The organism is uncultured Phycicoccus sp. (assembly GCF_947495705.1).
In the GTDB taxonomy this organism is placed as follows: Bacteria; Actinomycetota; Actinomycetes; order Actinomycetales; family Dermatophilaceae; genus Phycicoccus.
Map to the genome: position 1 here is coordinate 81,678 of NZ_CANLZR010000006.1, position 24,463 is coordinate 106,140.

Sequence of the window (24,463 nt, forward strand, 5' to 3'; positions counted from 1 at the left end):
CCTACCCGGTGGCGGCGCTCATCTGACGCAGCTCCTTCTTGAGGTCGCCGATCTCGTCGCGCAGCCGGGCCGCGAGCTCGAAGTGCAGGTCGCCCGCCGCCTGGTGCATCTGGACGGTGAGCTCCTGGATGAGGTCGGCCAGCTCGCTCGCGGGGACGCTGCGCCCCGAGCGACCCCCGAGGGCCGCGTCGACGTCGGCCGCAGCGGCCCCACGGCCGCCCCGCCCGCCGTCGGCCTTGCCCCGGGACCGGGCGCGCCCGGACCCCAGCAGCTCCTCGGTGTCGGCGTCCTCACGCTGCAGCATGTCGGTGATGTCGGCGATCCGCTTGCGCAGCGGCTGCGGGTCGATGCCGTGCTCGAGGTTGTAGGCGACCTGCCGCTCGCGACGCCGCTGGGTCTCGTCGACGGCCTCGGCCATCGACGGGGTCATCTTGTCGGCGTACATGTGGACCTGGCCCGACACGTTGCGGGCCGCCCGACCGATGGTCTGGATGAGCGACCGGGCGCTGCGGAGGAACCCCTCCTTGTCGGCGTCGAGGATCGCGACGAGCGAGACCTCTGGGAGGTCGAGCCCCTCGCGGAGGAGGTTGATGCCGACGAGGACGTCGTACTCGCCGAGCCGCAGCTCGCGGAGCAGCTCGACGCGCCGGAGGGTGTCGATGTCGGAGTGCAGGTACCGGACCCGGACCCCCTTGTCGAGGAGGTAGTCGGTGAGGTCCTCGGCCATCTTCTTCGTCAGGGTCGTGACGAGGATGCGCTCGTTCTTCTCGGTGCGGACCCGGATCTCGTGGAGCAGGTCGTCGATCTGGCCCTTGGTCGGCTTGAGAACGACCTCGGGGTCGACGAGCCCGGTGGGCCGGATGATCTGCTCGACGACGCCGTCGCCCTTGGCGAGCTCGTAGGAGCCCGGCGTGGCCGAGAGGTACACGGTCTGGCCGATCCGGCCCAGGAACTCCTCCCACTTGAGGGGGCGGTTGTCCATCGCCGACGGCAGCCGGAACCCGTGCTCGACGAGGGTGCGCTTGCGGGAGGCGTCGCCCTCGTACATCGCCCCGATCTGCGGGACCGTGACGTGGGACTCGTCGATGACGAGGAGGAAGTCCTCGGGGAAGTAGTCGAGGAGGCAGTTGGGCGCCGAGCCGGGCGACCGGCCGTCGATGTGCATCGAGTAGTTCTCGATCCCCGAGCACGAGCCGACCTGGCGCATCATCTCGATGTCGTACGTCGTGCGCATCCGCAGCCGCTGCGCCTCGAGCAGCTTGCCCTGCCGCTCGAAGGTGGCCAGCTGCTCCTCGAGCTCGGCCTCGATGCCGGCGATCGCCCGCTCCATGCGGGCCGGGCCCGCCACGTAGTGCGACGCGGGGAAGACGTACATCTCCTCCTCCTCGCGCACCACCTCGCCGGTGAGCGGGTGCAGCGTGTAGAGCCGCTCGACCTCGTCGCCGAAGAACTCGATGCGCAGCGCGTGCTCCTCGTACACCGGGATGATCTCGACGGTGTCGCCCCGGACCCGGAACGTGCCACGGGTGAAGGCCAGGTCGTTGCGGGTGTACTGCATCTGGACGAAGCGCCGCAGCAGGTCGTCGCGGTTGACCTCGTCGCCCACCCGCAGCGGGACCATCCGCTCGACGTACTCCTGCGGCGTGCCGAGGCCGTAGATGCACGACACGGACGCGACGACGATGACGTCGCGGCGGGTGAGCAGGCTGTTGGTGGCGCTGTGCCGGAGCCGCTCGACCTCGTCGTTGATCGAGGAGTCCTTCTCGATGTAGGTGTCGGACTGCGGGACGTACGCCTCGGGCTGGTAGTAGTCGTAGTAGCTAACGAAGTACTCGACGGCGTTGTGCGGCAGCAGCTCGCGGAACTCGTTGGCGAGCTGCGCCGCCAGGGTCTTGTTCGGCGCCATGACGAGCGTCGGCCGCTGCACCTGCTCGACGAGCCAGGCCGTGGTGGCGGACTTGCCGGTGCCCGTGGCGCCGAGCAGCACGACGTCCTGCTCCCCCGCGTTGATGCGGGCCGTCAGCTCGGCGATGGCCTTGGGCTGGTCGCCGGCGGGTGAGAACTCGGAGACGACCTCGAACGGCGCGACGCGGCGCCGGAGCTCGGTGGTGGGACGCATGGCTCTACGGTATGCCGCGCCACCGACAGCCGCGCCGGCCGGAGCATCGCGGTCCTCCCCGGCCGCCCCTGGTGGCGCGGCGCCCCCGGTGGGACGATCGGCGCCATGACGACCGAGGAGCGCCCGGCGCGCACGAGGACCACCGCTCCGCCTCCCGGCCCCGTCACCCTCGACCCCGGGGACTGGGACGCGTTCCGGAGCCTGGCCCACCGCGTAGTCGACGACATGGTCGACCACCTGGAGCACCGCCGCGACCAGCCGGTCTGGCACCAGATGCCCGACGACGTCCGCGACACCTTCACCACCGGTCTGCCCCGCGCCGGGCTCGGCGCGGAGGCCGCCTACGAGGCCGTGCTCCAGCGGGTCGCTCCGTACTCCATGGGGAACGACCACGCCCGGTTCTGGGGCTGGTACATGGGCGCCGGCCACCCGGTCGGCAACCTCGCCGACCTCGTCGCGAGCGTGCTCAACCCCAACCTCGGCGGCGCGGACCACGCCCCGGTGGCGCTCGAGCAGCAGGTCGTCCGGTGGTGCGCCGAGGCCGCCGGCTACCCGGGCGGGTCCAGCGGCCTGCTCGTCAGCGGTGCGTCGGAGGCCAACCTCGTCGGCCTCGCCGTCGCGCGGACCGCGCGGCTCGGCCCGCAGGTGCGCACCGACGGTCTGGCCGGGCTGGGCCCCGTCGCGGTCTACGCCTCGGCGGAGGTGCACAGCTGCCACCGCAAGAGCTGCGAGCTCCTCGGCCTGGGTGATGCCGCCCTCCGCCGGCTGCCGGTGCTCGACGACCTGAGCCTCGACGTCGCGGCCCTGGAGGCCGCGGTGGTGGCCGACCGGGCGGCCGGCATCACGCCACTGGCCGTCATCGCGACGGCCGGGACGATCAACACCGGGGCGGTCGACGACCTCGAGGCGGTGGCCGACCTGGCGGCGCGGGAGCAGCTCTGGATGCACGTCGACGGCGCGATCGGCGGGTTCCTCGGCCTCAGCGGCCGGGCCGACCTGGTCCGCGGCATCGAGCGCGCCGACTCGCTCGCCCTCGACCTCCACAAGTGGATGCAGGCGCCCATGGACGTCGGCCTGGTCCTGGTCCGCGACGAGGCCGCGCACCGCGCCACGTTCTCCGTGGTCCCGGAGTACCTGCGGCACGCCACCCGTGGCCTGGCCGCGAGCGAGGTGTGGTTCCACGAGTACGGGATCGACCTGAGCCGCGGGTTCCGGGCCCTGCGGGTGTGGATGGCGTTCGTCGCGTACGGGGCCGACACGTTCGGGGCGCTCATGGACCAGACGATGGGGCAGGCGCGGCGCCTCGCCGCGCTCGTCGACCAGCACCCCGACCTGGAGCGGCTCGCCCCGGTCGGCTGCGACATCGTGTGCCTGCGGTACGCGCCGTCGACGCTGCCCCCCGACCTCGTCGACGCGGTCAACCGCGAGCTGGTCCTCTGCGTCCAGGAGAGCGGCATGGCCGTCGTCAGCGAGACCACCCTCGGCGGGCGGATCGCGATTCGGGTCGCCATCGGCAACCACCGCACGCGGGACGAGGACATCGACCTCCTCGTCGCCACCCTGGAGCGGCTCGGCCCGCAGGCCGTCGCCGGCGTCGCCGGCTGACGCCCGTCAGGCCGGGCCCGGCCCGGCCCAGCCGGTGGACCGCGCCCAGGCGTGGGCCCGCTGCCATGCGTCGTCGAACCACGGCTCCTTCGCCTCGGCGTACTCCTCGATGCCCGGGACTCGGGCCGCGAGGTCGGTCTTCAGCGCGGCGTACCGGTCACGCTCGTCCGGCACGGCGCGCAGCCAGTCGCGGAAGAGCAGCGCGAACTCCCACCCCGGGCTGCCCACCTCGCGGACGTGGACGTGCGCGACCCGGCCGGGGTCGGTGCTGCCGTGGAACCGCTTCGGCCAGGGCGTCCCGTCCTTGCCGCTGTCGGCCCACTCCCCCGGTGGGCGGACCAGGCCCATCGCCGCCATCCCCTCGACGAACGCCTGCTCGTCGGCGGCGGCGAGCGAGCGCACCCCGACCTGGAGGTCGACGACGTCCTTGGCCGGCAGCCCGGGCACCGCGGTGGACCCGATGTGGTCGAGGGTCACCGCCGCGTCGCCGACCGCGTGCCGCACCCGGGCCAGCAGCCGCGCCGCCGCGTCGGGCCACCCGGGGTCCGGAGGGCTCAGCACCGGGGCGACGAGCCGGCTGCGGGTGCCGGTGCGCAGGTTCACGGCGTACGGCTCGATGCGGCGGTGCCAGACCTGGCGGACGGCGGCCTCGAGCGCGGCGGGCGTCCCCTCGTTGTCGAGCCAGACGTCGGCGGCCCGGCGCCGGGCGTCGTCGTCGGCCTGCGCCCCGATCCGGGCCCGGGCATCGGCCTCGGACATCCCCCGGTCCGCCTGGAGCCGACGGAGACGCGTCGCCTCCGACGCGCCGACCACGAGGACGAGGTGGTACTCCCCGACCATGCCCTTCTCGACGACGAGGGGCATGTCGTGCACCACGACCGCGTCCTCGGGCGTCGCGGCGACGATCTCGGCCGTGCGGGCCCAGATCGCCGGATGGGTGATGGCCTCGAGGTCGCGCAGCGCCCCGGCGTCGGCGAAGACGTGCCGGCCCAGCGCCGCCCGGTCCAGGCTCCCGTCGGGCGCGACGACGTCTGCTCCGAAGCGCTCCTCGATGTCGGTCAGGGCGGGTCGACCCGGCTCGACGACCTCGCGGGCGACGGCGTCGGCGTCGACGACGACCGCCCCGAGCCCGGCGAGCACCGCGGCCGCCGTCGACTTGCCGGACCCGATCCCCCCGGTGAGCCCGACCCGCAACCTGCGCGCGCTCCCGGCCACGTCAGCCGTCCGCCAGGCGGGCGGGGAAGCCGCCGGTGGCGACCGGCGACCACCGGGTCGGCGTGATCCGCAGCAGCGACTTGCCCTGGGTCAGCATCGCGCCCCGGTACTCGTCCCAGTCGGGGTGCTCCCCCGCGATCGCGCGGTAGTACTCGACGAACGGCTCCACGTCGTCTGCCGCGTCGACGACCTCGACGTCACCGTCGACCTGCACCCACGCGCCGCCGAAGTCGTCGGAGAGGACGACGACGCTCGCGTGCGGGTCCCGCCGGGCGTTGCGGACCTTCGCCCGCTCCGGGTAGCTCGTGACGACGATCCGCCCGGAGGCGTCGACGCCGCCGGTGACCGGTGAGGCCTGCGGCCGGCCGTCGGACCCGCGGGTCGTGATGAGGACCATTCGGTGCCGCGGGCGGACGAAGTCCAAGAGCTCGTCCCGGCCGACCGTCGTGTTCGTCGCGATGCTGCGTGCCATGGCAGTCACCCTCCCACGTGCTCAGCCGACGAGGCGCTCACCGGTCCCGGCGTCGAAGAGGTGTGCCTCGGACTCGACGGGGCGGACCCGGATGACGTCGCCGACCTCCACGTGGGCACGCTTCTCGGTCTTGATGGTCACCCGCTCCCGTTCGGCGCCCGACCCGTCCGTCCCCGGGCGACGCGCGTAGACGAAGGACTCCGAGCCCAGGGCCTCGACGAGCTCGACGGTGAGCTGCAGCGCGCCGTCGTCGCTCTCGGGCACGATCCGCCAGGACTCCGGGCGGAACCCGACGACGACCCGGTCGGTGGCGGCCGCGGCGAGGGTGCGGTCCACCGGCACGGCGAGCCCGTGCAGGTCGGCGCGCCCGTCGCTCACGGCCGACTCGACGAGCGTGATCGCCGGCGAGCCGATGAACGCGGCGACGAAGGTGTTGACCGGCTTGTCGTAAAGCACCTCGGGCGCGTCCACCTGCTGGAGCCGGCCGTCCCGGAGCACCGCCACCCGGTGCCCCATCGTCATCGCCTCGACCTGGTCGTGCGTGACGTAGACCGTCGTGATCCCGAGCCGCCGCTGGAGCCCGGCGATCTGCGACCGGGTCGACACCCGCAGCTTCGCGTCGAGGTTGGACAGCGGCTCGTCCATGCAGAACACCTTCGGCTGCCGCACGATCGCCCGGCCCATCGCCACGCGCTGACGCTGACCACCGGACATCTGCCCCGGCTTGCGGTCGAGCAGGTCCTCGAGCTCGAGGATCTTCGCGGCCTCCGCCACCCGTTCCCGGATCTGCGCCTTCGGCGTGCGCGAGTTGTCGAGCGCGAACGCCATGTTCTGGGCGGTCGTCATGTTCGGGTAGAGGGCGTAGCTCTGGAACACCATCGCGATGTCGCGGTCCCGCGGCCGCACCCCCGCCTGGTCGTGCCCGTCGACGAGGATGCGCCCGTCGTCGACGGGCTCGAGCCCGGCGAGCATCCGCAGGGTCGTCGACTTGCCGCAGCCCGACGGGCCGACGAGGACGAGGAACTCGCCGTCCTCGATGTCGAGCGTGATCGCGTCGACGGCGGGCGCCGCGTGCACGCCGGCGTAGCGGCGCGTCGCGGCGTCGAAGTACACCGTGGCCATCGGGCCTCCGTCCTCAGAGCTTGGACTTGATCTGGTTGTCGAACACCTGCTGGCTCTCGGCGTCGAGCGCCGCGAACACGGCCGCGACGTCCTGGCCCTGCGCCACCTGGTCCAGCGCCTTCCCGATGCGCGCGCCTCCCCCGGGCAGGAGCACTCGCGCGTTGTCCTGGGACCGGGTGTGCGGCAGCTGGTCGATGGCGGTCTTGGCGTTGGGGTTCTCCTCGAGGTAGCTGACCTCCTCCGGCAGCTCGACGGCCGACTTGCGCACCGGCATGTACCCGGTCGCCTGCGTGAACGTCACGGTGTTCTGGGCGTTGGTGAGGAACTCGGCGAACTTCACGGCGTTCGCCTTGCGCTCGTCGGAGATGCTCGCGGGGACCGCGACCCCGGCACCCCCGGTGGGGCAGTTGTCGGTCCCCGGCAGGAACGCGGTGCCCACCTCGAAGGTCGCGTCCTTGCTGATGCCGCCGAGCGACCCGGTGGACTGGAGGATGCACGCTGCGAGCCCGGCCGAGAAGTCCGCCTCGGGCGTCGCGTTGAACTTCACGACGCCGCTCTTGGCGAGGTCCTGCAGGAACCGGCCGGCCTTGACGGTGCCGGGGTCGGAGAAGGTCGGCGTCCACTCCTGGGAGTAGGCACCGCCGTAGCCCCAGGCCATGTTCTGGAAGTACCAGTCGAGGTAGTTGGAGCCGTCGGCGAGCTCGAGGGCGAACCTGTCGGACCCGACGGCACCCTTGAGGGCCTCGGACCACTCCTTGAACTCGTCCCAGTCCTTCGGGCCGCGGTCCTCGAGGCCGGCCTTCTGCCACAGGTCCTTGTTGTAGTAGAAGAGCGGGGTCGACCGGGAGTACGGGAGCGCGAAGTGCCCGTCGTCGAAGGTGTAGTCGTTGTAGAGCGCGTCGACGTAGTCCCCGGTGTCGACGCCGGCGCTCGCGAGGAGCTCGTCGAGGGGGGTCAGCTGCTTGTTGAGCGCGAAGTTGAACCACGTGACGTCCGAGACGACGATGACGTCAGGCTGCTGGCCCCCGGCGAGGGCGGCGTTGAACTTCTGCGCGACCTCCTCGTAGTTCTTGCCGGCGTCGACGAGCTTGACGGTGAGGTCGGGGTTCTCCTTCTGGAACGCCGTGATGATCTGCTGCTCCACCGTCTTGCTGTTGCCCGGGTGGTTGCTCCAGAACTCGATCGTGTTGCTGGAGCCGCTGCCGCCTCCGCCCGTCCCCGGCGAGCCGGTGCCCGCGCACGCGGTGAGCCCGGCGGCGCCTGCGGTGCCGGCGAGGCCGAGGAAGCCCCGGCGAGTGAGCTGGTTCATGGTGTGCCCTCCCTGATCGGCCGGGCGGTCTGCCCGGCACGGTGTGTACGTCGTGGTGTGCGTCGGTGGTGCGTCGGTGGTCAGCTCTTCACGGCCCCCGCCGTGAGCCCCTTGATCATCTGGCGTTGCAGGACGAGGAAGAGCACGAGGACGGGCAGCATCGCGAGGACGGTGCCGGCCATGACGGGCCCCCAGTTCGTCACGCCGTCGTTGTTCTGCAACAGCGTCAGCCCGACCGGCAGCGGCGCGGTGCGCTCGTCGTCGGACATGAGGAAGGGCCACAGGTACTCGTTCCACTCGTTGACGACGGTGATCAGCGAGAACGCGACGAGGGTCGGCCACGACATCGGCAGGACGACCCGCCACAGCAGCTTCAGCGGGCCGGCGCCGTCGAGGCGCGCCGCCTCGATGATCTCGGTCGGCAGGTTGAGGAACTGGTTGCGCATGAGGAAGGTCCCGAACGCGACCCCGGCGAGCGGGATGATGATGCCCTGGAACGTGTTCCGCCAGCCGAGCTGGGCGACGAGCGCGTAGTTGCTGATGACGGTGATCTGGTTGGGGACCATGAGCGCCGCGATGACGACGAGGAACACGATGCCCCGGCCCGGGAAGCGCAGGAGCGAGAGGGCGTAGGCGCTGAGGACGCCGAGCACGATCTTCGACATCGACAGGACGCCGGTGATGACGATCGAGTTGCGCATGTAGTCCAGGAACGGGATGCGCGTCGTGACGTCGGAGTAGTTCGCCGTCGTCGCCGGCTGCGGGAACCACTGCGCGGGGCGGACGTAGATGTCCTGGCGCTCCTTGAGCGAGGTGATGACGATCCAGAAGAGCGGGACGGCGATGACGAGCAGCACGAGCACCATGCCGGTGTAGCCCGCCACCGTCTTGAGGGGCGAGCGGTGCGAGATCGCCTCGGCGCCGTGCGCGCGGGCGCTCATGCCCGCTGCCCCCGGTCCATGACGCGCACCTGGACGATCGTCACGATGAGGAGCAGCAGGAACATCACCGTCGCGACCGTGGCGCCGTAGCCGGCCCGCTGGTTGACGAACGTCTCCTGGTAGACCTGGTAGACGAGGGTGGTCGTCCCGTTCCCGACCGGCCCGCCCCGGGTCATGACGTTGATGATGTCGAAGACCTGCACCGAGCTGAGCAGCACGGTGATCGAGAGGAAGAACGTCGTGGGCCGCAGCTGGGGCAGCAGGACCCGGCGGAAGTGCGCCCACGGCGACGCCCCGTCGATCTCGGCGGCCTCGTCGAGGTCGGCCCGCCGGCCCTGGAGGGCCGCGAGGTAGATGACGAAGGTGTAGCCGAGGTTCTTCCAGATGTAGGTGAAGGTCACCATGAACAGGGCCCAGCCCGAGCGCTGGTAGAAGTCCGGGGACTCCACGCCGATGCGGGCGAGCAGGTCGCGGACCAGGCCGAAGCTCGGGTCGAAGACGAACTGGAAGGCCACCCCGATGGCGGCCCCCGAGATGACGAAGGGCGCGAAGACGGCCGAGCGCACGAGGTTGCGGCCGCGCAGCCGCTGGTCCAGCAGCATCGCGAGCCCGAGGCCGAGCGCCATCGAGATCCCGACCGTCGCGACGGTGAAGATCAGCGTGTTGCCGAGGACGGTGCGGGTGTCCGCCCGGCCGAACCACTCGACGTAGTTCGCGACGCCGACGGGGTTGGCCACCGGCGCGGAGATGTTCCAGTCCGTGAAGGACAGCCGGATGTTGTCGACGAGGGGGCGGTAGGTGAAGACGACGAGCAGCACGAGGTTCGGCGCGAGGAGGAGCGCTGCGAGGCTCCACTCCCAGGCACGACCGCTGGAGCGGCGCGGGGGTGGGCCGACGGGCGCAGGCGGGCCGGTCCGTTCCCCCTGCGCAGCGCCGGTGTCGAGGCTCGTCGGCTGCACCGGGCCAACGTAGCGGGGCGAGTTGCGGTGCGGGGGTGAGTGGGTGAACGAGTTCCGTCGGCGGGGCGAACATCGCCAGTCCTTGCCGGCGACCCGGCCGGGGACCGACGAGGGGCCCCGGACCGCGAACGGTCCGGGGCCCCTCGGGGGACCTGTGAGGTCAGTTGCCGGTGAGCTTCTCGCGCAGTGCGGCGAGGGCCTCGTCGGAGGCCAGCGTGCCCTCCGTCTCGGCCGGAGCGGCCGGGCGGACCGCCGGGGCGCTGTCGGCGCTGTCGGACGAGTACGACGTCGTCGCAGCCTCGCCGGCGGCCTCGGCGTCGGCCTTGATGGCCGCCTCGACCTGGGCGCGGTGCGCCTCCCAGCGGGCGTGCGCCTCGGCGTACTGCTTCTCCCAGACCTCGCGCTGGCTCTCGAAGCCCTCGAGCCAGTCGTTGGTCTCGGGGTCGAAGCCCTCGGGGTACTTGTAGTCACCCTTCTCGTCGTACTCCGCCGCCATGCCGTACAGCGTCGGGTCGAACTCGACCTGGTTGGCGCCGTCCTCGTTGGCCTGCTTGAGGCTCAGCGAGATGCGGCGACGCTCGAGGTCGATGTCGATGACCTTGACGAAGATCTCCTGGCCGACCTGGACGACCTGCTCGGGCAGCTCGACGTGACGCTCGGCGAGCTCGGAGATGTGCACCAGGCCCTCGATGCCGTCGTCGACGCGCACGAACGCACCGAACGGGACGAGCTTGGTGACCTTGCCCGGGACGACCTGGCCGATCGCGTGGGTCCGGGCGAAGTGCTGCCACGGGTCCTCCTGCGTCGCCTTGAGCGACAGCGAGACCCGCTCGCGGTCCATGTCGACGTCGAGCACCTCGACGGTGACCTCGTCGCCGACCTCGACGACCTCGGACGGGTGGTCGATGTGCTTCCAGGACAGCTCGGAGACGTGAACGAGGCCGTCGACCCCACCGAGGTCGACGAACGCACCGAAGTTGACGATCGAGGACACGACACCCGTGCGGACCTGGCCCTTGCCGAGCTCCTTGAGGAAGGTCGTGCGGACCTCGGACTGGGTCTGCTCGAGCCAGGCGCGGCGCGACAGGACCACGTTGTTGCGGTTCTTGTCGAGCTCGATGATCTTGGCCTCGATCTCCTTGCCGACGTACGGCTGGAGGTCGCGGACCCGGCGCATCTCGACGAGCGAGGCGGGAAGGAAGCCCCGCAGGCCGATGTCGAGGATGAGGCCGCCCTTGACGACCTCGATGACGGTGCCGGTGACGACGCCGTCCTCCTCCTTGATCTTCTCGATCGTGCCCCAGGCGCGCTCGTACTGGGCGCGCTTCTTGGACAGGATGAGCCGGCCCTCCTTGTCCTCCTTCTGGAGGACCAGGGCCTCGACCTCGTCACCGACGGCGACGACCTCGTTGGGGTCGACGTCGTGCTTGATGGACAGCTCGCGCGAGGGGATGACGCCCTCGGTCTTGTAGCCGATGTCGAGGAGGACCTCGTCGCGGTCCACCTTGACGATGCGACCCTCGACGATGTCGCCGTCGTTGAAGTGCTTGATCGTCGCGTCGATCGCGGCGAGGAGGTCTTCCTCGGTGCCGATGTCGTTGATGGCAACCTGAGGGGCGGTCGTGTCGACCGTGCTGGCAGTCATGTAGTAGGAACTCCGATGTGGACAGATGGACTCGGTGGCATGCTTCGGGTGAACGCGTGGGCCTCGCAGGGCACACGCGTGCCTTCCCAGCCTACTCGGGTGCGCACCCCCCGGGCAAAACGCCTGTCCGCGCGCCGGACCACGGTGACGCCCGATGAGCTTCGAGGCCGCCCGCGGCGATGTCGACGACGCCGAGACCCGCGCCGCGAACCGCGCCTGGTGGGACGCCGAGGCGGAGGGCTACCACGCCGAGCACGGCCGCTTCCTCGGTGACGCCGGCTTCGTGTGGGGCCCCGAGGGGTGGACCGAGGCCGAGCTCGGGCTGCTCGCGCTGGAGCCGGGCATGCGGGTGCTCGAGATCGGAGCCGGCGCGGCCCAGTGCTCCCGGTGGCTCGCCCGGCACCGGGACGTGCAGGTCGTGGCCAGCGACCTCTCGGCCGGGATGCTCCGCACGGCCCGGCGCATCGACGCGGGCGCCGGGGGCCCGGGCGTGCCGCTCCTGCAGTGCGACGGCACGGCCGTCCCCCTCGCGGACGCCTCCGTCGACCGGGTCTTCACCGCGTACGGCGTGATCCCCTTCGTCGCCGACAGCCGCTCCGTCCTGCGGGAGGCGGCCCGGGTACTGCGCCCCGGCGGCCGTTTCGTGTTCTCCACCTCGCACCCGGTGCGGTGGGCCTTCCCCGACCTGGCGGGTCCCGAGGGCCTCACCGTGACGAGCTCGTACTTCGACCGCACGCCCTACGTCGAGCGCGAGGCGGGGGTGGTGACGTACGCCGAGCACCACCGCACCCTGGGCGACCTCGTGCGTCAGGTGGTCGCCGCCGGGCTCCGGCTCACCGACCTCGTCGAGCCGGAGTGGCCGGAGCGCACCACCGAGACGTGGGGCGGCTGGTCACCCCTGCGCGGCCGGCTCATCCCGGGCACCGCGATCCTCGTGACCGAGCGCCCGGGCTGAGCGCTCAGGCCCGGCGGGGTCGGGCCCGGCCACCCGAGAGCACGAGGAACGCCCCGACTCCGATGAGGACCACGCCGAGGACGACACCGACGAGGGTCAGCCAGTCGCGGACGAACGACAGGAGCGAGGCCTTGGGCGCCCACGTCTCCACGTTGTCGGCGACGGTCTCCGGCGAGAAGCCGATGGTGCCGACCGTACGGGCGACGGGCTCGAACCCGTCGGCCTCGTAGGTGGCCGAGACGTCCTCGCTGCCCTGGATCACGACGCCGGTGACCGGCTCGACCCAGAGGGTCCGGGTGTTGGAGTAGACCACCTCGACCGGGACGTTGCCCGTCTCGGTCGGGCTGAGCAGGCTGCCCGGGATCTCGAGGGCGTCGATCGTCTCGGGGCCGATGGTCTGCCGGAAGACGTAGACCGGGAGCCCGTCGATCTCGTCCTCCTGGACGAAGCTGACGGGTTCGGCGCGCTGGACGGCCGAGTCCCACCACTGGTAGTCCTGCTGCTGGGTGTCGAAGGGGAACTTGAAGTACTGGCCCTCGTAGGTGCGCGGCTCGACGCGGGTCGGGTCCGTGAGGTCGCCCGCCGAGGCGTAGTCGCCGCAGCAGTTCGTGGTCTCACCGGTCCGGCGGTCCACGGACACGCCGGCGTCGCTGTAGCTGAGGTCGACGTACTCGCCGTCGACCAGCGCCTGGGACTGGACGCTCGTCTGCCAGAACGCGTCGGTGTCCTCGACGCCCACGTCCCGCACGACCCCCGGGATGCCCTTGATGGTCCGGGTGCTCTTCACGTCGACGCCGGCCAGCTTGTCGATCCGGCTCTCACCGTCGACGACGTGCGCCCGGATCGCGTCGACCCCGGTGCCCACGGACACCGACGTCGAGTCCTGGTCGAGGGGCACGACCGCGAGGCGGTCGTAGAGGTAGGGCTTGGCGAGGAGGCCGATGCCGAGGAGCAGCGCACCCACGACCACGAGGATGCCGCCGATGATGCGACGCATGTCGTTCCCTTCGATGAAGTCGCTGGAGCGTACCAGCGAGTAGGGGCGGCGGATCGTGACTATCGTGCGCGCCACACCGGAGAGATCCGTCGCCGACGACCGACCCTGTGTCGCCCCGGTCGTGTCCCCGGGCCGTCCGTACACTCGACCCCGCGGAGCCGCGCGGGAGCGGCGTGGACCCGTAGACGGAAGAAGGACGACGGTGGACCTGGTCACGGCGAGCCCTGCGCCGCTGCACACCCGGCGGGAGCGGTGGAGGCCGGCGGTGCGCCCCACCGTCCGCACGGTGTCGACCGCGCTCGTGGTCCTCCACGTCCTCGCGGTCGGCTGGCTCACCATCGGCGGCGACCTGTTCATCGACGACCTGCGGGCGCAGGCCTACGCCGCGGGCCGGCCCCTCTGGCCGTTCGTCGTCGAGAGCAACGCCACCCACCTCGCGCCGGGAGCCCGGACGGTCGACTGGCTCATGGCCACCCGTGCACCGCTGGAGCACTGGCCGGCCGCCGTCCTCACGCTCGCCATCGCCGCGTTCTACGGGGTCGCCGCCGCGGGCCTGGTCCGCCGGGTGGTGGCCCACCCCGCGGCCCGCGTCGCCGGGTTGTCGTGGCTGCTCTTCGCCGCGTCGGTCGTCCCGACCTTCGCCTGGTTCCGGCAGGCCCTCACAACGATGCTGCCGCTGGCCCTGGTCCTCCTCGCGACGAGCCTCGCCATCGACCATGCGCGCACCCGCCGGTGGCAGCCGTGGGCGCTCTCGGTCGCCTGCCACGCCGTGGCCCTGACGTTCTCCGAGCGCGCCCTCGCCGTCCCGGTGGTCGTGCTCGCCGTCCTGCTGACGACCGCACCGCGCCGGCCCACCACCACGGTGCGGCGGCTCGCCCGCGGAGCCGTCGTGCTCCTCCCCCACACCCTCCTGAACCTCGCATTCCTCGCCACCTACCTCAGCGGTGACTTCGACACCGCCGAGGGCTCGCGGCCGAGCGCCCCGGACGCCGTCGTCAAGGTCGGCCGGTGGGTGCTCGTCGACCTCCTCCCCTCGTTCGTCGGCGGTCCCGTGCTCTGGCGCACCGGGAACGGGCCCTACTCGTTCGCGGCCACCCCGACGGTCCTCGTCGTCCTCGCGGCGGCCCTCCTCGGCCTCGGCCTGCTCGTGGCCGGGCGGACCGCCGGCAGCCTGCGGGCGGCGGCCCCGGTGCTGCTGGGAGCCGCCGCCTACGCGGTGCCGGTGCTGGCGATGGTCTACGTCGGTCGCCTCGCGCAGGTCGACGACATCGCCGCGGCCGACGACCTCCGGCTCCTGCCCGACGTGAGCGCCGCGGTCGCTCTCGGGCTGGCTGCCCTCCTCGGCGCCGTCCTCGACCGGCGGGGGCTGCCGGGCCGACGGTTCCCCCGGCAGTTGTCCGCCGCAGGTGCGGCCGTCGTCGTGGCGCTCACCGCCGTCACGTGGGTGGGGTTCGGGGTGCGCTGGCACGACACCCCCGTCACGGCCTACCTGTCCGCCGTGCGCAGCGAGGTCACCTCGGGCACCGGACAGGTGCTCCCGACCACGGTTCCCGCGGAGATCATGCCCGGGTGGGTCGACCCGGGGTTCACCACCGGTCCCCTCGTGCGCCTGCTCAACCCCGCGTCGCTGTCCGGCGCCCGCGACGGGCCGGTGGAGGTCATCGGCCCGACCGGATCGCTCGTCCCACCGACGTTCGGGCGGGTCGCCGCCGCACCGGTTCCGGAGGGCTTCTGCGGCTTCGTCGTCCCGGTAGGGCAGCGGTCCCTGACGATCCCGTTCGACGACGCCGCCCCGTACTACCGCGGGTCCATGCTCGAGCTCGGGGTCCTCGTCGGCGACGCCGAGCGGCTCAACCTGCGGGTCACCGGCCGCGACGGCGCGACGTCCGACCTCCTCGTCGAGGACCCCCCGGAGCTGCTGCGCGGCCCGCACCGCATCCACGCCCTCGTTCCCGTCGACGTGGCGGTGTCCGAGGTCATCCTCGAGGTCGAGACCGGCAACACCGCCGGCGTGTGCGTCACGTCGGCCCAGGTCCTCACGGTGGGCCCGGGCTCGTGACGGCCACGACCGTGGCGTCGGCCACCCGCAGCGCTCGTCGGGCCCACCACCTCGTCGAGCTCGAGGGCCTGCGGGCCCTGGCGGCCTTCGCCGTGCTCCTCACCCACGCCGGTTTCCTCTCGGGGGCCACCGGCCGGCAGGTCCTGCCCGGGTTCCTCGCGCGGATGGACATCGGTGTCGCCGTGTTCTTCGTCCTCAGCGGCTTCCTCCTGTACCGCCCGCACGCCCGCCACCTGGCCGACGGCGTCCCGCCGACCCCCACCCGCGCCTACGCCGTGCGCCGCGCCGCCCGGCTCGTCCCCGCCTGGCTCGCGGTCCTCGCCGGCACCGTGGTCCTCGTCCCCCTCTCACGCTCCGCGGGCACGGTCCCGTGGGTCGCCAACCTCCTCCAGCTGCAGAGCCTGCGGCTCGAGTGGGACCTGCCGGGCCTGGCCCAGCTGTGGAGCCTGTCGACCGAGGTGATGTTCTACCTCGCCCTGCCCGTCATCGCCGTGCTCGTCTCCCGGGTCAGCGGGGGGCGTGGCCCTCGAGTCCACCTCGCGGCACTCGGCGGGCTGGCGGTCGCGACGTGGGGCTTCCGGGTCCTCGTCGGAGTGGGCGCCCTCCCGGACGGCTTCTCGTGGACCCGCACCCTGCCCGCGGTCGGCGACTGGTTCGTCGTGGGGATGGTCCTCGCGGTGCTCACCGCCGACGACCGGCTCCGCGAGCCCGTCACCGCCGTGGTCCGCAGCTCGCCGTGGCACCTGTACGGCCTCGCCGCGTGCGTGTTCTGGGTGCTGACGACCCGCACGGCCGGCCCCTACGACCTCACCCCGCCGACCCCGGCCGAGGCGAGCGTGAAGCACCTCGGCTACACGGTCGTGGCCGGCCTGGTCATCGCCCCGTCCGTGCTCGGCGCGCGCACCGTCGTGTCACGGGTCCTGTCGTCGCGGGTCCTCGTCTACGGGGGCACCATCAGCTACGGGGTGTTCCTGTGGCACCTGCCCCTGATGTTCCGGGTGCGGGAGGCCCTCGGCCTGGAGGTCTTCGCGTACGGGTTCTGGGTCACCGTGCTGCTCACCCTCGCGGCCTCTGTGGCCGTCGCCGCGCTCAGCTGGCACCTCCTCGAGGCGCCGGTCCAGGCGTGGGCCCGCCGCCGCACCGGCGGCGCCACGCGATCCCAGGCACGCGAGCGCCACGAGGAGGAGCCCCAGCGCTCCTGATACGAGGTCGCGGTTCGTGGCGTTGGGCCCCGGCCACGGACGCGCCAGGACCCAGCCGACCCAGGCCAGGGCCGCGAGTCCGCCGGCGACGAGCCGCACCGACCCCTGGGCCCACCGCAGGACGAACGCGGCCGCGGCCACGCCCGCGCCCACGACGCCTCCGACCACCACGACGGCGAGCGCGGCCAGGGCCGACCCGGCCTTCACGTCGACGCCCGCCAGCACCGGACCGGGCCTCCCACGCGGCGTGGCGAGCGCGAGGACGAGCAGGACGAGCGCGAGGCCCGCACCACCGAGCAGGGACGCCGTCAGGGCCGCCTGGGGGGTGAAGCGCAGGTCGACGGCGCCCGAGGCCCCGGCCGGGACCACCCAGCCCTGGGCCCACCCGTCGACCCGGATCGGCCGCAGGGTCGCCTCGCCCACGCGGGCCGTCCACCCTGGGTTGGCGTTCTCGCGCACCACGACCAGGGTGTCGACGTCGCGGGCCTCCCCGACGTCGACGGTGCGCCGGGCGTTCCCCCACGTGACGACCCGGACCGGGGAGCGGTCCTTGACGCCGGCGGCGTCCGCGGCGGCGGACGCCTCCCGGGCGTCGAGCAGAAGGGAGCGCACCGCGAACTGCCCGGAGGCCAGCGTCTGGAACCGCTGCTCACCCGCCCCGAGGTCCACGGTCTCGCAGACCCGGAGGCGCACGTCGTCACGCCCGATGACCTGCCCTCGGGTCGTCGACACCGCCGTGGGCAGGGTGCGCCCGCCGACCTGGACGGCGGGCCCGAAGCCGCACGGGACGGAGACGGGATCCTCGAGGGTCGGGCCAGCCGGCCAGGCGTCGCCGACGAGGGCGACGTCCCCGATGACGACGGGCATGGCCCGCACGCCCGAGGAGGTGAGGGCGTCCTGGGTCGTCGCGTCGGTGACTGTCACCACGACCCGTCGGGTCCGGGTCTCGGGCAGCATGACCACGCCGTCACGGTCGAGGACCCGATGCACGGTGCGCCCGCCGACGGTGACGTCGACCTCGAGCGGCCGGCGCCCGGCCACGTCGGGGTCCGTGGTGATCCGCAGGCCGCCGACGGCCCGCGTCTTCGGCCAGGTGAGGGTGAGGGTGGGCTCGGCGTCGTCCGGCGCCGCCGCCCAGTACGTGCGGGGGTCGCCGTCGACCGTGAGCTCCGGTGAGACGCCCGGTTCGGGCACCCACCGGCTGGAGCCGGCCGCCCGGACCCCGTCGAGCCGACGCAGCAGCGTGTCGGCCCCCGGCGCGCGCGCGACCGCGGTCCCGGTGACCTCGTAGGTCCGCGGCTCGGCCAAGGTGAGGACGCGGCGCAGCTGGGTCGCTTCCTCCCCGACCCGCTGGCGGTCCGGCGAGCACGCCAGCACCCCCGACGACAGCGGGTAGCAGGCCGACCGGTCGTCGGTGCCCGCCTGGAAGCGCACGACGTCCGGCGTCCGGTCGGTCGTCGGGAGTCGGACCCACGGCTCGGTGCGCGGCAGGGTTCCGGCCCCCACGTCGAGTACCCGCACGGTCGGTGCGCGGTCACGCACGGCTTCGACGACGAGCCGGAACGAGGTCGTCGCGCCGTCCGGGACGCGGACGTCCACCGCATACCGAGCGGGGTCGACGTCCGCCCCCGCCAGGTCGGGACTGCTGACGGGGGTCCGGACGGTGCCCGCATCGGTGACGACCGAGAACGCCGCGACGTCGGCACCCCGCACCGTGTCGAGGGTGACGGTGACGGCGGGCGGGAGCGCCGCCGGGTCGGCCCAGACGAGCTGGACCCACTGGCCGTCCGCCGCGTAGCCCGCGGACCGCCACCCGGTCTCACCGCTGGCATCGAAGGCCCGCCAGGCGTCACTCGCCAGCTCGCGGCCCTGGCCCAGCGCGGGCTCCGCCAGCGTCGACGAGGCCGTCGCCCGGGCGGTGCCGTCGTCACGCCGCACGGTCTGCTCGTCGGTGAGCGTGTCCGTGGTCTCGGTGAGAGGTGCCGGCCAGTAGTCGTGCACGGCCCGGGCGGACGGGTACTCCTCCCCGGCCGCCAGCAGCGGCCCGTACAGGTCGGTCGCCGTCGCGAAGCCCGCCTGCCGCCGCTGGAGGGTGTCGCTGGTGACGACCGCCGCGACGTCCTCCAGCGCCGAGTCCGGGTCCGCGGCGGACACCCCCGCGGCGATGTCGGGGATCGCCGCGACGCCCTCGGGACCCCCGGAGTACCGCACCACCGACGAGGCCGGCCGGCGGAAGGTCGGCGCGACCGACGTCGTGGTGCCGACCTCGAGGACCTCGATCTCGCGCAGGGGCCGGTCCAGACCCCAGTCCGACGCCATGGTGACGTCCCGGCTGCCGCCGACGAGCTCCCCGAACGAGGCCACGGACTCCGCACCGCTGCGGACCAGGGCGGCCCGCACGACGACGGGGGGCGTGCTGCCGGTGCTCGGGCGCTGATGGTCACCGACGACGACGACCCGGGTCACGGCGAGGCTTTCGAGCAGCGCCCGGAGGTCGGGGCCACCGCGTCCCTGGGCCACCCGGGCCTCGACCTCGCCGAGGATGCGGGTCGCGGCGGCCGAGCCCAGCGGGACGGCGTCGCGCACGATCCACGGCGACCCGGCCAGCGGCTGGAGCGGCTCGTCCTTCGGCTCCCCCCAGAACCGGGCGGGGGCGTTCCCGCCGGGCAGGAGCAGGACCCGGCCCCCGTCGTCGGTGGCGTCCAGCCAGGACGCCGCCTCGGACCACGCGGTCGGCACCGCGAGGAACGGACCCCGTTGGATTACCCCGACGAAGGCCGGGACCGCCGTCTGCCCGATGAGCGCCAGGACCACCAGTGCCGGGGCGATGCCGGGCCACGGGGCGCCCCGGCGGCGCAGCCACGCCGCGGCCAGCGGGAGGGCGTGCGCGACGCCGAGCGCAAGCGGCAGACGGACGACGGGCTCGAACTTGTGGGTGTTGCGGAACGGCGCCAGGACGCCGTCGAGGAGGTCCGCCTGGGCCGGCGCCCACGGCGGTGCGAGCCCCATGACATGGCCGAAGGTGACGAGGACGAGGCCGAGCAGGAGCCCGCCGCGCGCGAACCCGGCCCACGGACCCCGGGCGAGGGCGAGCCCGAGAAGCCCCGCCAGCACGACGACGAGCCCGGCGACGATGACGTTGCGGGAGGTGAGCACCGCCCAGCCCGCGGGCCAGACGGCGTTCTGCCCACCGCCGATCGTCGCGATCCACTGGGTCGTGCCGCGCAGCGCCTCGGTGACCGAGGCGACGGCGGTGGTGACCCGCGCGTCCTCGATCCAGTCCAGGAAGGGCGGGCTGTACCGGCCGAGCAGCACCAGCGGCCCGATCCACCAGGCGGTCGCGAGGACCACGGCCACCGACCACCACCCCAGGAGCACGGCGCGCACTCGCCCCCGGCGGGTGAGGATCCACCACAGCGGCAGCACGAGCACCGCGAGCGAGGCCACCGCGTTGACCGCCCCGAGGGCCAGCACCGCGACCCCCGAGCGCAGGGCCGCCGCACGTTCGCGCCCCGGGGCGACCGCGAGCAGCGGCAGCAGGATCCACGGGGCGACGGCCATCGGCCAGATCTCGGAGCTGATGGCCCCGAGCCCGATGAGCATCCGGGGTGCGAGCGCGTAGGTGAACGCGGCGATCACGCGGGACGAGCCGGTCCCGATGTCGAGCCGCTCGAGGACGCGCCGCATGCCGTGGTAGGCGAGCACGAGGATGAGCGCCCACCAGAGCCGCTGCACGAGCCAGGGGGGCACGTCCAGGGCGTGGCCCAGCCAGAAGAAGGGCCCCATCGGGAAGAGGTAGCCGTACGCCTGGTTCTGCAGCTGGCCCCCGGCGGCCAGCGGGTCCCACAGGCCGAGCGCCCGGCCGAGGAACCCCCCGGGGTCGACGACGAGGTCGAGCTTGGTGTCAGCCGCGGTCCAGCCGGGGCGCTGGACCAGGGCGAGGGCGAGCAGGAAGGCGGTCGGCAGGGCACGGTCCAGCCGGGCCCGCCACCTCGTCGCGGGGTCGGTCGCGGCCGTCACCGACGACCCGCGCGCAGCACGATGACCGCGTTCCAGCTGGCGACCTCGCGCAGGCCGGGAACCCGCATGACCCAGTGCGCCCACGACGGGTGGTACCGCGGGAGGACGGCGAGCACCTCGGCCGCGCCGCGGTCCTCGGCCGCCCGCGCCCAGCGGAGCATCGGGCCGACCGGGCACGGGAAGAGGGAGTGGCCGACGTCGTTCTTCGGGCGGTGCCCGGTGCGGCGCGCGTACCGGTCCGCGGCCCGGCGTCCGCCGAGGTAGTGCCAGGGCGAGGTCTCGTGACCACCCCACGGCGACAGCCAGGGGGTCCAGGACAGGAACACCACTCCACCGGGGCGGGTGACCCGCAGCATCTCCTCCGCCATCCGGCGGGGGTCCGGCACGTGCTCGAGGACGTTGCTCGAGAAGGCGAGGTCGACGCTGCCGTCGGCGACGGGCAGCTGCAGGCCCGAGCCGCGCACCGTGTTGCCGGTGGCCCCGCCGCGCGCCGTTAGCTCGCCGGCGTCCGGCTCGAGCCCGGCGTACCGGGCGCCGGCGCGCGTGAACGCGTCGGCGAAGTAGCCCGGCCCGCCCCCGATGTCGAGCACGGCCGCACCGCCGAGCGGGAGCCAGCGGCGCAGGAGCGCGACGCTGTCGTCCGCGAGGGCCCCGTAGAAGCGGGCGGGATCGGTCTGCTCCACCCGGAAGGCGCGGAAGAGGGCCACCGACCGCCCGAGGGTGAGCCGGTCCCCGGCCGCCCGCTCGGGGGCGAGATCCTGGGGTAGCATCCGTCTCCGGCCGTCTGGAAAGAACTCACGTGCGCATTGCCTTCTTGAACTGGCGAGACTCTACACATCCCGAGGGCGGGGGCGCCGAGAAGTACGCCGAGACCGTCTGTGCCGGGCTGGGGGCGCTCGGCCACGACGTCACCCTCCTGTGCGCCCGGCCCGACGGGGCCGCCGGGCTCGAGCTCCGCGAGCACTACCGGGTGCTGCGGCAGGGTGGGCGGCTCGGGGTGTATGCAGCGACGCTGCGGCGCCTCCGACGGCTCGAACGCGCGGAGGGACGCTTCGACGTCGTCGTGGACACCCAGAACGGCATCCCGTTCCTCGCGAGCCTCGTCACCCGCACCCCGGTCGTCGTCCTCGTCCACCACGTCCACCGCGAGCAGTGGCCGATCGTGTTCGGCCCGGTCGCCGCGCGCGTCGGCTGGTTCGTCGAGTCGCGCCTGGCGCCCCGGCTGCTCCGCGGTCAGCAGTACGTCGCGGTGTCCGAGCGCACCCGCACCGAGCTCGTCGAGCTGGGCGTCGACCGGGACGCCGTGACCGTCATCCACAACGGCACCGAGCCTCCCCTGGCGACGGGGACCGCGCCGCACCCCGAGCCCCGTCTCGTCGTTCTCGGCCGGGTCGTGCCGCACAAGCGGGTCGAGCACGCCCTCGAGGTCACGGCGCGGCTGCGCGAGCGGTATCCGGGGCTGCGGCTGCGGGTCGTGGGCGACGGGTGGTGGAGCGAGCGGGTGCGCGAGGAGGTGCACCGGCTCGGCCTCGAGGAGCACGTCGACCTGCTCGGCCACGTCGACGAGGCCGCCAAGCACGCCGAGCTCGCGGCGGCCTGGGTCGCCCTGGCGCCGAGCGTCAAGGAGGGATGGGGGCTGTGCGTCGTGGAGGCCGCATCCCATGCGACCCCGACGGTCGCCTACCGCGACGCGGGAGGCCTGTCGGAGTCGATCGTCGACGGCAGCACGGGGGTCCTCGTCGGGGACCTCGACGAGCTGACGGCGGCGGTCGACCGGCTGCTCGGCGACCCTGCGGAGCGGCAGGCGCTCGGTGCGGCCGCCGTGCGGCACTCACTGGTGTTCAGCTGGGCCCGGACGACGCAGGCCTGGGAGACGCTGCTCGCGCATCGGGCGGCGGGGCTGCCGGCGGAGTCCGGCACCGACGCGCAGGGTGGGGCGGTCAGCCGCCGTAGTTGAGCATCTCGTCCGGGGACAGGACGGTCTGCTGCCCGGTGGTGATCGCGGCGTCGTCCTTCGGACCGTTGGCGGCCACGATGCTGGCCGTGGCGGCGAACGACATCCCCAGCCCTGCGAGGACGCTCACGACGAGCAGGACGATTCCGGACTGGCTCGCGCCGCCGGCGATGGATGCCTGGGACATGGGTGTCGAACGCCTTTCCTACTGGTCAGTACGGGTCATGGTAGCGGGTGGACGGCGCCGGCCGTACCGACTCACCGACGGGTGGCGACGTCGTACACGGCGAAGTGCTCCCCACGGAGGACGACCCGCCACCCGGTGCGGTCCGCCACGGGCGCTCCCGGCGTGTCCAGCCACTCGACGACATGGGTCACCCCGGCGCGGCGCAGCGACTCCGGGCTCACCCGGCCCGCACCCCAGTCAGCGCCGTCCGAACGGGGCGCGTCGTCGACGACGACCGTCGACTCCCCCCGGCGGACGGTGAGGGAGCTGCTGGTCAGGACCTCGTCGGGCAGCGCCCGCGGCAGCGGGTCGAGGAACGGCGCGGGGCCCGCCCAGGTGGCGCTCCGCAACGGCTGCCACGGCAGGGACAGCACTATGGGGGGCGAGCCGTCCGCGGTGCGCACGCTCGCCACGACGTCGCCCCACTCCCCCGGGTAGGCCACCGGGTGGTAGCCCGCCCGGACGAGCCGCGGCAGGTCGGGCACGGCCGCGATGGTGAGGAAGATCACCAGGCCCACGCCGACGGCGGCCGCCGGTCGGCCCCCGCGGGCGCCGACCCACCGGACGGCGACGGCCACGAGGACCGCGGCGGCCAGCACGGCCGGAGCCAGGAGGCGGTGCTGGTCGCGGACCAGCGCCACCCCCGGCAGGCGCTGCAGCCCGGCGGCCGCCTCGACCAGCGGGCCGGAGGCCAGCGTCGCCACCGTGGCCGGGGCGAGGAGCAGCGCCGCGCCGACGAGGGCTCGCGAAGGGTACCGGCGCGCCAGCACGAGCAGCCCCCCGGCGGCGAGGACGAGCAGGGCCACCGAGGACGCGAGCGCGACGGGGTCGGTCCGCGACGGGGGCCGGGCACCGGTGGCCCAGACACCGCCGCCCATGAGCGCCGACAGCCAGGTGCCGAGGCCCGAGTCGTCGGCCAGGGCGAAGGCGACGGCCCCGTCCGGGTCTGCCGCCGGCGCGTCGGCCAGCAGCGCGGGGACCAGCCAGGGCAGGCACCAGGCCAGGCCCACCCCGGCGACGACCGCAGCCCGGCGCGGGGAGCGGTCGCCGCGGGTGAGGTCGGCGAGCACCGCCGCGACGGCGACGAGGAGGCCGCCCCACGGGGTGAGCGCAGCCGGAGCAGCGACGACGAGCAGCATCGCGACCCGAGCCGGCCCGGACCGGCGTGACCGCACGACGAGCACCACCCACGGCAGGCACGCGTAGCCGAGCAGCGTGGGGGGTTGGCCGAGCAGCAGCCGCTCCGCGACGTACGGGTTCCACACGGCCAGCCAGGACGCCGCCACCGCCGGCGCCGGCCCCCACCGGGCGACGAGGAGGCCGGTGCCGAGCCCGGCCAGCAGCAACGCGCCGACGAGGATCGCCGCCTGTTGCACCCCGACCGGCACGACCCCGGACAGCGCCCACGTGACGCCGTCCAGCGGCCAGGCACGCAGCGCCGCCGAGGTCGTCGGCAGCAGGCCATCCGGGGCGGCTGGTGACGGCACCCCGACGAAGTCGCGGAACAGGTACAGCCCGTCCCCCAGGGAGCCGCGCACGAGCAGGGCCACGGCGGCGAGGGTGCCGAGGGCGGCGGCCACGTGGCCGGCGGCCGCCGGAGCACCGGGCCGGCGCGAGGCGGGCGCGGGCTCGGTCGACACCGCGCCAGCCTAGTTTCCGGCAC

Annotated in this window: 17 protein-coding genes and 1 pseudogene; 5 read left to right on the forward strand and 13 right to left on the reverse strand. The window is 73.6% G+C overall.

Features of this window, described 5'->3' with window-relative positions:
* Position 1: 1 nt before the first annotated feature.
* Positions 2 to 2,119 carry an excinuclease ABC subunit UvrB gene (gene uvrB, locus Q0963_RS10300; RefSeq protein WP_299445395.1) on the reverse strand — a complete coding sequence of 706 codons (2,118 nt, stop codon included), beginning with the start codon at positions 2,117 to 2,119 and terminating at the stop codon, positions 2 to 4.
* A gap of 105 nt (positions 2,120 to 2,224) precedes the next feature.
* Between uvrB and Q0963_RS10305 the strand changes: the two genes are divergently transcribed.
* Positions 2,225 to 3,724, forward strand: a complete 1,500-nt coding sequence (locus Q0963_RS10305) for a pyridoxal-dependent decarboxylase (RefSeq protein WP_299445396.1) — start codon at positions 2,225 to 2,227, stop codon at positions 3,722 to 3,724.
* A 6-nt stretch (positions 3,725 to 3,730) separates the two neighbouring features.
* Here the strand turns inward: Q0963_RS10305 and coaE are convergent, their stop codons facing one another.
* From coaE to rpsA, 7 genes are all read right to left on the reverse strand, one after another.
* Positions 3,731 to 4,939, reverse strand: a complete 1,209-nt coding sequence (gene coaE / locus Q0963_RS10310; RefSeq protein ID WP_299445397.1) for a dephospho-CoA kinase — start codon at positions 4,937 to 4,939, stop codon at positions 3,731 to 3,733.
* 1 nt (position 4,940) lies between these two features.
* Positions 4,941 to 5,411: a PPOX class F420-dependent oxidoreductase gene (locus Q0963_RS10315; protein WP_299445399.1), complete on the reverse strand. Its 471-nt coding sequence runs from the start codon at positions 5,409 to 5,411 to the stop codon at positions 4,941 to 4,943.
* A 21-nt stretch (positions 5,412 to 5,432) separates the two neighbouring features.
* Entirely contained in the window at positions 5,433 to 6,533 is a 1,101-nt protein-coding gene (locus Q0963_RS10320) for an ABC transporter ATP-binding protein (protein ID WP_299445401.1), read from the reverse strand.
* Positions 6,534 to 6,546: 13 nt separating this feature from the next.
* Positions 6,547 to 7,842 (reverse strand): ABC transporter substrate-binding protein, encoded by a 1,296-nt coding sequence (locus tag Q0963_RS10325; RefSeq protein ID WP_299445403.1) that lies wholly within the window; start codon positions 7,840 to 7,842, stop codon positions 6,547 to 6,549.
* 80 nt (positions 7,843 to 7,922) lie between these two features.
* The gene (locus tag Q0963_RS10330) at positions 7,923 to 8,783 is read right to left on the reverse strand and encodes a carbohydrate ABC transporter permease (RefSeq protein WP_299445405.1); all 861 of its coding nucleotides are present in this window, start codon (positions 8,781 to 8,783) and stop codon (positions 7,923 to 7,925) included.
* Entirely contained in the window at positions 8,780 to 9,742 is a 963-nt protein-coding gene (locus Q0963_RS10335; RefSeq protein WP_299445407.1) for a carbohydrate ABC transporter permease, read from the reverse strand. Before Q0963_RS10335 ends, Q0963_RS10330 begins: the two co-directional genes overlap by 4 nt.
* 160 nt (positions 9,743 to 9,902) lie before the next feature.
* Entirely contained in the window at positions 9,903 to 11,387 is a 1,485-nt protein-coding gene (gene rpsA, locus Q0963_RS10340) for a 30S ribosomal protein S1 (protein WP_299445409.1), read from the reverse strand.
* A gap of 154 nt (positions 11,388 to 11,541) precedes the next feature.
* On the opposite strand from rpsA, the gene Q0963_RS10345 reads away from it, so the two are divergent.
* Positions 11,542 to 12,342, forward strand: a complete 801-nt coding sequence (locus Q0963_RS10345) for a class I SAM-dependent methyltransferase (RefSeq protein ID WP_299445411.1) — start codon at positions 11,542 to 11,544, stop codon at positions 12,340 to 12,342.
* Between the two features lie 4 nt (positions 12,343 to 12,346).
* Here Q0963_RS10345 and Q0963_RS10350 read toward each other — a convergent pair whose 3' ends face one another.
* Entirely contained in the window at positions 12,347 to 13,339 is a 993-nt protein-coding gene (locus tag Q0963_RS10350) for a DUF3068 domain-containing protein (protein ID WP_299445413.1), read from the reverse strand.
* A gap of 202 nt (positions 13,340 to 13,541) precedes the next feature.
* Between Q0963_RS10350 and Q0963_RS10355 the strand changes: the two genes are divergently transcribed.
* Together Q0963_RS10355 and Q0963_RS10360 are read left to right on the forward strand one after the other, a co-directional pair.
* A complete protein-coding gene (locus Q0963_RS10355; RefSeq protein ID WP_299445415.1) occupies positions 13,542 to 15,398 on the forward strand; it encodes a hypothetical protein in 1,857 nt (618 codons plus the stop codon).
* On the forward strand, positions 15,395 to 16,600 hold the full coding sequence (locus tag Q0963_RS10360; RefSeq protein WP_299445416.1) for an acyltransferase: 1,206 nt from the start codon (positions 15,395 to 15,397) through the stop codon (positions 16,598 to 16,600). Before Q0963_RS10355 ends, Q0963_RS10360 begins: the two co-directional genes overlap by 4 nt.
* Before the next feature lie 2,013 nt (positions 16,601 to 18,613).
* Here the strand turns inward: Q0963_RS10360 and Q0963_RS10365 are convergent.
* Together Q0963_RS10365 and Q0963_RS10370 are read right to left on the reverse strand one after the other, a co-directional pair.
* Positions 18,614 to 20,704: pseudogene (locus Q0963_RS10365) on the reverse strand (alpha-(1->3)-arabinofuranosyltransferase family protein); the annotation flags it as partial.
* Positions 20,617 to 21,390 (reverse strand): class I SAM-dependent methyltransferase, encoded by a 774-nt coding sequence (locus tag Q0963_RS10370; RefSeq protein WP_299445418.1) that lies wholly within the window; start codon positions 21,388 to 21,390, stop codon positions 20,617 to 20,619. The pseudogene Q0963_RS10365 and the gene Q0963_RS10370, both read right to left, overlap by 88 nt.
* 29 nt (positions 21,391 to 21,419) lie before the next feature.
* On the opposite strand from Q0963_RS10370, the gene Q0963_RS10375 reads away from it, so the two are divergent.
* On the forward strand, positions 21,420 to 22,577 hold the full coding sequence (locus Q0963_RS10375) for a glycosyltransferase family 4 protein (RefSeq protein WP_299445420.1): 1,158 nt from the start codon (positions 21,420 to 21,422) through the stop codon (positions 22,575 to 22,577).
* Here Q0963_RS10375 and Q0963_RS10380 read toward each other — a convergent pair.
* Together Q0963_RS10380 and Q0963_RS10385 are read right to left on the reverse strand one after the other, a co-directional pair.
* Entirely contained in the window at positions 22,561 to 22,761 is a 201-nt protein-coding gene (locus tag Q0963_RS10380) for a hypothetical protein (RefSeq protein WP_299445422.1), read from the reverse strand. The genes Q0963_RS10375 and Q0963_RS10380 overlap by 17 nt on opposite strands.
* Positions 22,762 to 22,832: 71 nt before the next feature.
* On the reverse strand, positions 22,833 to 24,440 hold the full coding sequence (locus Q0963_RS10385) for a hypothetical protein (RefSeq protein ID WP_299445424.1): 1,608 nt from the start codon (positions 24,438 to 24,440) through the stop codon (positions 22,833 to 22,835).
* Between the last annotated feature and the right edge of the window lie 23 nt (positions 24,441 to 24,463).

Bases quoted from the DNA above. Each gene is read 5' to 3' on its own strand.
- Q0963_RS10320 (WP_299445401.1), bottom strand. From the start codon at position 6,533: ATGGCCACGGTGTACTTCGACGCCGCGACGCGCCGCTACGCCGGCGTG.
- Q0963_RS10305 (WP_299445396.1), top strand. From the start codon at position 2,225: ATGACGACCGAGGAGCGCCCGGCGCGCACGAGGACCACCGCTCCGCCT.
- Q0963_RS10315 (WP_299445399.1), bottom strand. From the start codon at position 5,411: ATGGCACGCAGCATCGCGACGAACACGACGGTCGGCCGGGACGAGCTC.
- Q0963_RS10330 (WP_299445405.1), bottom strand. From the start codon at position 8,783: ATGAGCGCCCGCGCGCACGGCGCCGAGGCGATCTCGCACCGCTCGCCC.
- Q0963_RS10350 (WP_299445413.1), bottom strand. From the start codon at position 13,339: ATGCGTCGCATCATCGGCGGCATCCTCGTGGTCGTGGGTGCGCTGCTC.
- Q0963_RS10380 (WP_299445422.1), bottom strand. From the start codon at position 22,761: ATGTCCCAGGCATCCATCGCCGGCGGCGCGAGCCAGTCCGGAATCGTC.
- Q0963_RS10345 (WP_299445411.1), top strand. From the start codon at position 11,542: ATGAGCTTCGAGGCCGCCCGCGGCGATGTCGACGACGCCGAGACCCGC.
- uvrB (WP_299445395.1), bottom strand. From the start codon at position 2,119: ATGCGTCCCACCACCGAGCTCCGGCGCCGCGTCGCGCCGTTCGAGGTC.
- Q0963_RS10370 (WP_299445418.1), bottom strand. From the start codon at position 21,390: ATGCTACCCCAGGATCTCGCCCCCGAGCGGGCGGCCGGGGACCGGCTC.
- rpsA (WP_299445409.1), bottom strand. From the start codon at position 11,387: ATGACTGCCAGCACGGTCGACACGACCGCCCCTCAGGTTGCCATCAAC.
- Q0963_RS10325 (WP_299445403.1), bottom strand. From the start codon at position 7,842: ATGAACCAGCTCACTCGCCGGGGCTTCCTCGGCCTCGCCGGCACCGCA.